Here is a 9,963-nt window from a genome sequence, read left to right on the forward strand (position 1 = left end):
TTTCCTTTGAAATCCTTACACTTTATATTCGACAAAAGTAGCCAAAATCCTTGTCAAATCTGGAATTTTTGCTTATTCAGCAAGCCCTAAGTTAGAATTAAAGGGTGATAAAAAATGGGAATAGTCGTAAAAACTATCTTAAAAATCGGTATGAAGGGGATCTCTTATGAAAAACATGTTACAAGAACTGGAAAAGACGCTAAGAAATATCTAAGTAAGAGAAAGAAAAAGAAAAAGAAGTAATTACAAATATTACTGATATCCATACTTTATTATGCTGTTAATTCCAGATAGAATTAGCACTAACTAAATGGTTAGTGACGAGTAATGATAACGATGTATATAGCTAAGTTTATCTTTTTGATACTTCATACACACAATGTATTCCTATATCATGAATCTAGAGTATTAGTATCATAGATTCATTTGCATATCTTTTTTAAAGATATCTTTAAAAAAGATATGCCCCCTGTTATTTCAATATAAGACCTATTTCTAAAATATCCGCATATTTAAAAAGGAGATAATTTATATATATGAATGATAATAGCAACGGAAGCAGCCTTTCGTTCGTAGATATAATTAAGACAACTAAACCATCTAAGATTCTCTTTTTTTCAGCATCTGTTCTTTCCCTTTTGGGATGTGTGATCAGTCTTACTGTCCCTCTGCTTATTGAAAGATTAATTGATCAGTTAAAATCAAATATAGACATCAAACTGATCGTTTGGATTATTGCCTTTTCATTATTAGAGAGTGTGGTATCTTCAATTTCACAATTTTTACTTTCCGTATCTGCAGAAAAAGTAATATTTAATCTACGGGAAGCACTGTGGAATAAAACATTACAATTGCCCATGAAATACTACCAGAAAAATAAATCTGAAGAGCTTGTGAGTAGATTAACAAATGATACAACTACTGTAGCGTCGATTGTAACGGATGAGATGGTTGATCTAATATCCTCATTTTTTACGCTCTGTGTTTCTATCGTCATTTTGTTGTTTTTAGATATTCCAATGACGCTTGCTCTCATTATTGTTGTCCCGCTATCCCTTTTTATTATTATTCCATTTGGTAAACGTTTTGGGGAGATTGCCTACAAATCACAAGACAGAATATCTGAACTTACAATGTTCTCTTCACAAATATTGAGGAATATTAAAATAGTAAAGTCATTTGGAGCCGAAACAAAAGAGTTGCAAAGTGGGAAAGATAAATTTTATTCACTTTACAAACTGGGAGTTAAAAGTTCGATTCTTAATGCTGTTATTGGTCCATTTCTGGGTACATTTGGTTTCTTATTACTCATTTCAGTTGTCGGATTAGGGGCCTTGCGGGTCAGCAACGGGGATATTTCAATTGGAAAATTAGTAGCATTTATTATTTACTTATTCCAAGTGATTGCCCCATTTATAAATATCAATATGTTTTTTACATCTTATCAGGAAGCAAAAGGCTCTCTAAAAAGGATTTTTGAAATCCTAAATGAGGATGTTGAACCTGATCACTTCTTAACAAATTCCGTTAAGAATAAAAATTCATTTAACACCTTAATATTGTCTCATATTACATTCTCTTATCATGAGGAGCAAGTTTTAAAAGATATCTCTTTTCATGTCAATAAAGGAGAGATCGTTGCATTAATCGGAGAAAGTGGGGCTGGAAAATCAACAATCTTTAATCTTATTGAACGCTTTTATGAACCGCAATCAGGAGAAATGTACTTAGATCATGTTTCTTTTAGAGAAGTGGAGCCGGGATTATGGAGACAGTCCTTTAGTTATGTACCACAGGATTCACAACTTTTTGACGGCACGGTAAAAGATAATATCACTTATGGTTTATCATCAGTAACGGAAGAAGAAATTGTTCATGCAGCAAAACTTGCCAATGCACATGATTTTATATTAGCACTTCCTGATGGATATGGAAGCGAGATAGGGGAGTACGGGAATCGTCTATCAAGCGGGCAAAAACAAAGAATTGCAATTGCCAGGGCTTTTCTAAGAAAACCTGATTTTATACTAATGGATGAATCAACCGCCAATTTAGATTCAGAATCTGAATATTTATTACAAGATTCTTTGAAACATTTATCTGAACATGTGGGCGTCATTTTAATTGCCCATCGTTTATCAACCATCATGAATACAGACCGGATTTTGGTATTGGAAAATGGTAAAATTACTGGAGATGGCAAGCATGAGACTCTATACCAAACCAACGCTTATTATAGAAATTTGATTCAACATCAAGGACTGAATAAGAATCAATCCTGAATTTCGAAAGAAAAATAGAAGTTTAAAATGAAAAAGTTCCCAAACCTGCCTTATTCCCAAAAATGTTAGGATCTGCTTCTCTCCTAAGCCAAATATAATCCTCAGCTGCCTCTGTGTAGGCAGCTGGAGCTAAATGGTGAGCTAAAATGATTTTTTAACCAATTTTATATAAAGCATACTTGTTTCCTCATTTTCCAACTATAATACCACGTTCATGGACAAATTGTTGCCCTTATCATAGTAGTGTTCGTTTGGTTCCGCAGTCCGTTTTCGTCATATTCATACTGGGCAATAGTTGTCCCGCTGATTGTCGTGACTTTTCCTCATTCTGGTAATTAGCAAGATTGCTATGTGCTGCTTTTTATGCTGCAATATTTCATTTCCGGTTGGTGCTGGGAATGATTTTTTTATCGGTAAATCGGCATTCGCAACCCGTTAATTTCGCCGGAAACAGTTGCGGCTTCTTTCATACCCGACCAGGCCGGGCACAAAAGAAGCCACTTCCGTTCGTGTAAAGTTTTATGCGTTTCCTTTTTCCACTGCTTCCGGGACGGTTTGCAACCCATTTTCGCTCCGGGTTTTGCGGATCAGGCCGACAAGCAAATAGACAACCGGGGTCATGATGATCGAAGCTGCAAATTTAAAAATATACTGGGTGAGAATCAGCGTTCCAATCATCCCAGGCGGCACCGTTCCGTAAAAAGCAATCACGATAAAAATAGACGTATCGATCAACTGGCTGAACATCGTGGAAGCATTGTTGCGCAGCCACAGTTTTTTTCTGCCGTGCCTTGTTTTCAGCTTATGAAATACAAAAACATCGAGATTTTGGCTGACCCAATACGAAATCAGGCTGGCCAACACGACGCGGAAACTGCCGCTTAAAATCGTTTTAAAGGCATCTTGGTGCTGAAAAGAAGGGGCAGCCGGGAGATGGATGGCGGCCACGATAAAAACCAGGGCAAGGATTTGGGTGAGAAAACCTGCCTGGACCGTTGCCCGGCCCGCCTTTTTCCCGTAAACTTCCACTGTAACATCAACAAGGGGATACGTAAAAATGTAAATGATGGCGGCAGCGGGCAGCACAATCGCATCGCCAATATGAAACAGCTTCACAGAAATGATATTCGATAAAATCAGCAGCCCGACAAACATGCCATTTAAGTATGCATTCATCTGTATCCCCCTCACCGGTTATCCACTTTTTCAGGATACAGATCGTGATGCATCAGGCGAAAATGGGCCATGTCTTCATATTTGGTGCCCGGCTTCCCGTAATTGCACCACGGATCGATGGAAATACCCCCGCGCGGCGTAAATTTTCCCCACACTTCAATGTAGCGGAGATCAAGCAGCTTGATGAGATCGTCCATGATGATATTGACGCAGTCTTCATGAAAATCGCCATGGTTGCGGAAACTGAAAAGATACAGTTTCAGAGATTTGCTTTCGACAATTTTTTTGTCCGGTATATAAGAAATATACATGGTTGCAAAATCCGGTTGTCCGGTAAGCGGGCACAGACTTGTAAATTCCGGACAATTGAATTTTACAAAATAGTCACGGTCCGCATGCAGATTGTCAACCGCCTCCAATACCCCGGGATCGTAATCCGCCGGGTATCTTGTTTTTTGGTTGCCGAGCAACGTTAAGTCCTGCAATCCTTCTTCTTGTTTTCTTCCAGCCATAAAAAAACCTCCTGTCAAAAATGTTCCCCTCATTTTTTCCAAGAGAGGCGCAGACCCGTGCCAGAATAAGATGAAAAAAGCCACATCCCGTATGGACATGGCTTTTTGATCCATTTATCCATAGTTTTTTATAGAGGGTTTGCTATGAACCTCATGCTTATGCAACTGTTCAATACCTCTCCCGGTCGGGTAGGTGTTCCTTACCATTTTAGAAAATGGTGCGGCGCCTGTAAACCCTTTGAACGAGAGAATCTTTCATTCATTCGAAATAAAAGCGATCAGTCTTCACTTTTTACAGGTTCCGCTTTCGCAAATAATTTTCCCGGCCAGAAAGCATAGCGGCCGAGCACGGTGGTAATCGCCGGCACGAGCAGCGGGCGGACGACAAAGGTATCCAGCAGAACGCCAATCGCGGTTACAATGCCGAACTGGACCAATATTTGGATCGGGAGCACCGTTAAAACCGCAAACGTTCCGGCTAAAATCAGCCCGGCTGAGGTAATGACGGCACCTGTTTCTGTGACGCCAAGGGCAATCGCGCGCCTGTGCGGCAAATGCTGTTTGTTTTTCCAAATGCCCGAGATCATGAAAATATTGTAGTCTTCCCCAAGAGCGACAAGAAATACAAATGCATAGAGCGGAATAAGGTCCTGGATGGCAGAAATGCCCAACCCATAATGGATCAGCAGCCAGCCTGCGCCCAATGCCGCCACATAGGAAAGCAGAACTGTCACAATCAAGTAAACCATGGCAACGAGTGACCGCAAATACAGCAGCAACAAAATGGCAATGATGAAAATGACAGACGGGACAATGACCTTCATATCCCTTTCAGTCACCTTTGCCGTATCATAAAGGGAAGAGGTAACGCCGCCGATCCAGATTTGGTTTTTGGACAGGCCGGCCTTTTGCAATTGCTTTTGTATCACCGGGTTGGATTGAATTGCTTTTTCACTGTACGGGTTATCTTTTAATCTTACATTGTAAGATTCATATTGTTTATTTTTTTCCCGTATTGCGGCCCGGTTACGGTGTCAACAAACGGCAGTTTTTCAAGCGCTGCCTTTACATTCGCGCCTTTTCCTTCCGTATTTGCGATTACCTGGACAGGCGCCAGCTCGCCCGGCGAAAAATGGTCTGCGATGATTTCATAGCCTTCACGTGACGGCATATCTTTCGGGAACGACTCGATCAAGTTCTGCGTATACGCGATTTTCGGTACGAAGGAAGCGAGCCCGCCGAGAATGATGACGCTCAGCACAATGATCAGCCAAGGCTTTCTTGTGACCGCTTCTCCCACTTTCCGGCTCCATTTCCCATGCGCAGCATGACGGCGGATCTTTTTCCCTTTTTTCGCTTCCAGGGCGCTGGCCATTTGTTCTGTTCTCGGAATAAACGGAAAGAAAGAAGCCCGGCCTAAAATGGAAAGCAGCGCCGGCAGCAGTGTCAATGCAGCAATGCCCATGATAAAGATGGCAAGGCTGAACGGAACAGCAAACCGCTGATACGTCCCGTAGTGCGCAAAAAGCAATGTGAACAGGCTGAGCACGACCGTAATCGCGCTGACCATGATCGCGCCGCCCGAATGCCGGATGGCCGTGTCCAGCGCTTTTATCTTGTCTTCTTCTTCCAGCAAACATTCCCGGTATTTCGAAACGAGAAATAAACAGTAGTCCGTGCCGGCTCCGAATAAAAGGACCGTCATGATCGAAGTGGCCTGGGAATCCACTGTAATGGTGCCTTCTTTTGCAAGAAAACCCAAAACCGGCCCGATTGCCCCGTAAGCAAATATGACACCGATGAGCGGGACAAGCGCCAGAATCGGCGACCGGTACAATACAATCAGCAGCACGAGCACAAGCATCACGGTCGAAACCAGCAGGGTGATATCCGCTTTGCTAAAAAGCGACACCGCATCCGTGGAAATGCCCGCAGGCCCTGTGAAGCGGACATGCAGGCCGGCATCCGCCAGTTTCTTGTTCAAAACGGCTTTCGATTCGAAGGATGCCACTCTCTTCTTCAATTCTTTCAAGTTATCGGAAAGTTCATCCGTCCCTGCATTCTTTTTCAAAAATACCGGCGTGGCAATCGTTGTGCCGTCTTTTGAAGCCTGGCTGCCCAGTACCTGCGACGGCATTTTTTCGTACGGTGGGATAAAACTTTGTGCGGGAAGCGGGTCTTTCTTTAAATCCGCGTACAATTTAGCAATCGTTCCGTAATCCTGCTGCGAGAGGCCGCCTTCGCGGTACCAGGCGATAAGAAGCGGCGTGCCTGCATCCGGAAACTGTTTTTCGGCCACCTTTTCAGCCCGGTCGGACATGGCTGAAGCCGGCAGATTTGCTGCGCTGTTATCCGTTACTTTATTCACATTCGGAAAAACGGCAGACAAAACGGCCACGGCCAGGATCCATACAGCAAGCGTTACCCATCTCCCTCTCCTTCCGGCGCATGCTCCCGTAAACTTTTCCAGCACATTCTTCATCGGTTTCCCACCCTTTTTACAGACTTATCACTATATTATTATAGATAAACCGGCCAAACAACCAAATCGGGGCGCAAAGGAGAGCCGGGGGCTGGATTTAAACCATTTTTGGAAAAACAAAAGGAAAACCTGCTTGTAAAAAGATGTTTTCGTGAAACGAAAGCGGGAATAGTACCTTTGTTCTCTTCGCCTTTTGTCATGCTTAAAATCATAATTGATTGAAAATTTTTTCATGTTCACTTATACTAAACGCATCAACTATTACTTCTTTTGGAAGGGGCAGTTTTCTTGGAACGGAATCATACAATCATGCAGTTTTTTGAATGGAATACGCCAGCAGACGGCAGCCATTGGAACCGGCTGAAAGAAATGGCGCCTGAATTAAAGAAAAGCGGGATTGATGCCGTCTGGCTTCCGCCGGTGACAAAAGGACAGTCAGACATGGACAATGGTTACGGGGTGTACGACCATTACGACCTCGGGGAGTTTGACCAGAAAGGCACCGTCAGGACAAAGTACGGGACAAAACAGCAATTACATGAAGCGATCAACGCCTGCCACGAGCACGATATCCAGGTCTATATCGATGTCGTCATGAACCATAAAGCGGGCGCGGATGAAACCGAATCTTTCCAAGTGGTGGAGGTCGACCCGATGGATCGCAACAAAGAAATTTCCGAACCGTTTGAAATAGAAGGCTGGACAAAGTTCAATTTTACAAACCGGAAAGGCAAGTATTCTGATTTTACGTGGAATCATACCCATTTCAGTGGCGTCGATTACGACAACCGGACAGGGCGGAACGGCATTTTCCGTATTGTCGGGGAAAATAAGCATTGGAGTGAGCATGTTGACAACGAATTTGGAAACTTTGATTACTTGATGTACGCGGACATTGATTACAACCATCCGGATGTAAAAAAAGAAATGATCGAATGGGGAAAATGGCTGGCCGATACGACCGGTTGTGACGGCTACCGGCTCGATGCCATTAAGCATATCAACCATGACTTTATCCGCGACTTTGCCGCTGCCTTAATGGAACACCGCGGAGACCATTTTTATTTTGTCGGCGAGTTCTGGAATCCGCAGCTGGAAGCGTGCCAAAAATACCTCGACCATGTCCAGTTTAAAATCGATTTGTTCGATGTTGCACTCCATTATAAATTGCATGAAGCATCTAAAAAAGGGCGCGCGTTTGACCTCACGACGATTTTTCATGATACACTCGTTCAAACGCACCCGCTGAATGCTGTTACGTTTGTTGATAATCATGATTCACAGCCGAACGAATCGCTGGAATCATGGGTGGACGACTGGTTTAAGCAGAGCGCCTATGCTTTGATCCTGCTGCGGAAAGACGGTTATCCGTGCGTCTTTTACGGGGATATGTACGGCATCGGCGGCGACCATCCGATTCCCGGAAAAAAAGGCGCCCTTTCCCCGCTTTTATCTGTCCGGCGGGAAAAAGCGTATGGCGAGCAGGATGATTATTTTGACCATCCGAACACCATCGGCTGGGTACGCCGCGGCGTTCCGGAGATGCCGCATTCCGGCTGTGCCGTCGTCATCTCAAACGGCGAGAACGGCGAAAAAAGAATGCTTGCCGGAAAAGAGCGCGCTGGCGAGGTTTGGGTGGACGCCACCGGCAACCGGCAGGAAAAAATTACAATTGGCGAAGACGGCTATGCGGCATTTCCGGTGAACGGCGGCAGCGTTTCTGTCTGGGTACAGGAAACGGGCGAAAACTAAGGAGGGGCACTGTTCCATGTTCTGGAACGGTGCTTGTTTCATTCTTTTTCCCAAATTCAGTCGCTGGCATGCTCAACCAATGTGCGGCATCGTTCCCCGCCCGCTTCCAGGTCATTCCCGGATTTTTTTTTAGCACGGCCTTTCGGATGAAGCGTTCGACGCCTATTTTACAAAGGACAAACCGGTTGTTTTTGCCTTCCATGGCTACGAAAGCCTGATCAAAGACTTGTTCTTTGATCGTGCAAACCGCAATCTGCATGTGCACGGCTACCGTGAAAACGGGGATATCACGACGCCGTTTGATATGCGCGTGATGAACCAGATGGACCGGTTTGACCTTGTAAAAGAAGTGGTGTCAAGCCTGCCCGATGCATCCCGGCATGCAACCCTCATCAGCGAAATGGACGGCATGCTGCAAAAGCATCACGCGTACATCCGCGAAGAAGGCACTGATCTGCCGGAAATCGAAAACTGGCAGTGGCAAGCGTTAAAATAACAGCAGGAAAATCCGGCCGGCGTTTCGAAGCCGCTGAAAAAAAGTCTCATTGAAACCATAAAAACGGCGGGACACCATCATGAATCGTGTCCCACCGTTTTTTTTGCATCCTATAGAGGAAATGGGTTTTTTCTTTTCCAAATACAATATATCTATTTCAATAAATAGAATTTTATTTTAAAATAAAAGGACAAGAAACTGCGAAAATGATAATGATAATCAATTAAATCTTACATCATGCGGGTGATAAAATGGAGCTAAGACAGGCATTGCATCAATTTTTCCTTGAAAAAACATGGCAATTGACGGAAGACTGGTACGCATCGCTCGACAAAAGCACCGTGCAGGGGGTTTATGCGTCCACCGACCCCGAAGTGGTTGCAAAACTGAAAGAGCAAAACCACGAGTTCCACGTCCAGTTTTGTGAAGTGTTTTTAAAAGATGAAGATACATTTTTACACCATTTTGAAAAGTGGGTAATGAACGTTGCACAGGATGAAGAGCATCTTTCCACACCGAACCACTTTATTTTTCGCGAGTTCTTCCACACGCAGGAACAATATCTCGATCTGTTTGATTCATTTGTTGCAGCCCACGAGGGAAAATATACATACGAGGAACTGAATTTTTGGAGAAGGGCGATCATCCGGACATTCGAACATGTCATGCTCTGGTTTATGAAAGAAAACCACCATTATTCCTTAAAGCGGTTGGAGTCCCAGCAGGAAATGATTAAAGAGCTGAGTTCCCCCGTCATTATGGTCGGCAAAAATACCGCGCTGCTGCCGCTTGTCGGGGAAATTGATTCCAACCGTGCGAAAATTATTCTGGAAAAAACACTCGAACAATGCGCAGAAAAAAGCGTTCTCCTTCTGTACATTGATTTATCCGGCGTGGTCGTCATCGATACGATGGTCGCCCAGCAAATTTTCCGGCTGATTGAGACGCTGCGGTTAATCGGGGTAAAAAGCATTCTTTCCGGCATCCGTCCAGAGGTGGCGCAAACTGCCATTCAATTGGGCATTGATTTTAATGACGTAACGATCCACTCAAAACTGGAACTCATGCCGGAATGATGGCGTTTTTTCAGCCATCCGGGCATCCCGTTTTGGAAAATAGAGATCCGGGGAGGAGCCCCCTTTGAAACGCAGCCGTCCCGATATGGTTTAAGAAAAGAGGTAATTGCGATGTTACAGACTCCTTGTAGCCCAAGGGTTTGAAAAAAGGATAAAAAAATTTTCCCCCTAAAAAGAGGGGGAAACA

At 44.0% G+C, this 9,963-nt stretch carries 6 protein-coding genes and 2 pseudogenes; 5 read left to right on the forward strand and 3 right to left on the reverse strand.

Going from position 1 to position 9,963, the window contains the following annotated elements:
• Positions 1 to 114 precede the first annotated feature (114 nt).
• Entirely contained in the window at positions 115 to 243 is a 129-nt protein-coding gene (locus IC21_RS17540) for a hypothetical protein (protein ID WP_257677698.1), read from the forward strand.
• Between the two features lie 293 nt (positions 244 to 536).
• Positions 537 to 2,282, forward strand: a complete 1,746-nt coding sequence (locus IC21_RS05750; RefSeq protein ID WP_013860845.1) for an ABC transporter ATP-binding protein — start codon at positions 537 to 539, stop codon at positions 2,280 to 2,282.
• A 519-nt stretch (positions 2,283 to 2,801) separates the two neighbouring features.
• Here IC21_RS05750 and IC21_RS05755 read toward each other — a convergent pair.
• The 3 genes and pseudogenes from IC21_RS05755 to IC21_RS05765 all read right to left on the reverse strand — a co-directional run bounded on the left by IC21_RS05755 (position 2,802) and on the right by IC21_RS05765 (position 6,452).
• Positions 2,802 to 3,458 (reverse strand): queuosine precursor transporter, encoded by a 657-nt coding sequence (locus IC21_RS05755; protein WP_014096662.1) that lies wholly within the window; start codon positions 3,456 to 3,458, stop codon positions 2,802 to 2,804.
• Positions 3,459 to 3,469: 11 nt separating this feature from the next.
• Entirely contained in the window at positions 3,470 to 3,970 is a 501-nt protein-coding gene (gene queF / locus IC21_RS05760; RefSeq protein WP_014096661.1) for a preQ(1) synthase, read from the reverse strand.
• A 278-nt stretch (positions 3,971 to 4,248) separates the two neighbouring features.
• Positions 4,249 to 6,452: pseudogene (locus IC21_RS05765) on the reverse strand (MMPL family transporter).
• A 288-nt stretch (positions 6,453 to 6,740) separates the two neighbouring features.
• Between IC21_RS05765 and IC21_RS05770 the strand changes: the two are divergent.
• The 3 genes and pseudogenes from IC21_RS05770 to IC21_RS05780 all read left to right on the forward strand — a co-directional run bounded on the left by IC21_RS05770 (position 6,741) and on the right by IC21_RS05780 (position 9,776).
• Positions 6,741 to 8,204 (forward strand): alpha-amylase, encoded by a 1,464-nt coding sequence (locus IC21_RS05770; RefSeq protein ID WP_029142945.1) that lies wholly within the window; start codon positions 6,741 to 6,743, stop codon positions 8,202 to 8,204.
• Between the two features lie 136 nt (positions 8,205 to 8,340).
• Positions 8,341 to 8,700 (forward strand): annotated as a pseudogene (locus IC21_RS05775) (phosphoketolase family protein); the annotation flags it as partial.
• A gap of 251 nt (positions 8,701 to 8,951) precedes the next feature.
• The gene (locus IC21_RS05780) at positions 8,952 to 9,776 is read left to right on the forward strand and encodes an STAS domain-containing protein (RefSeq protein ID WP_029142947.1); all 825 of its coding nucleotides are present in this window, start codon (positions 8,952 to 8,954) and stop codon (positions 9,774 to 9,776) included.
• The last annotated feature ends 187 nt before the right edge of the window (positions 9,777 to 9,963 follow it).

Origin of the sequence: Heyndrickxia coagulans DSM 1 = ATCC 7050 (genome assembly GCF_000290615.1) — a bacterium.
Taxonomy (GTDB): domain Bacteria; phylum Bacillota; class Bacilli; order Bacillales; family Bacillaceae_C; genus Weizmannia; species Weizmannia coagulans.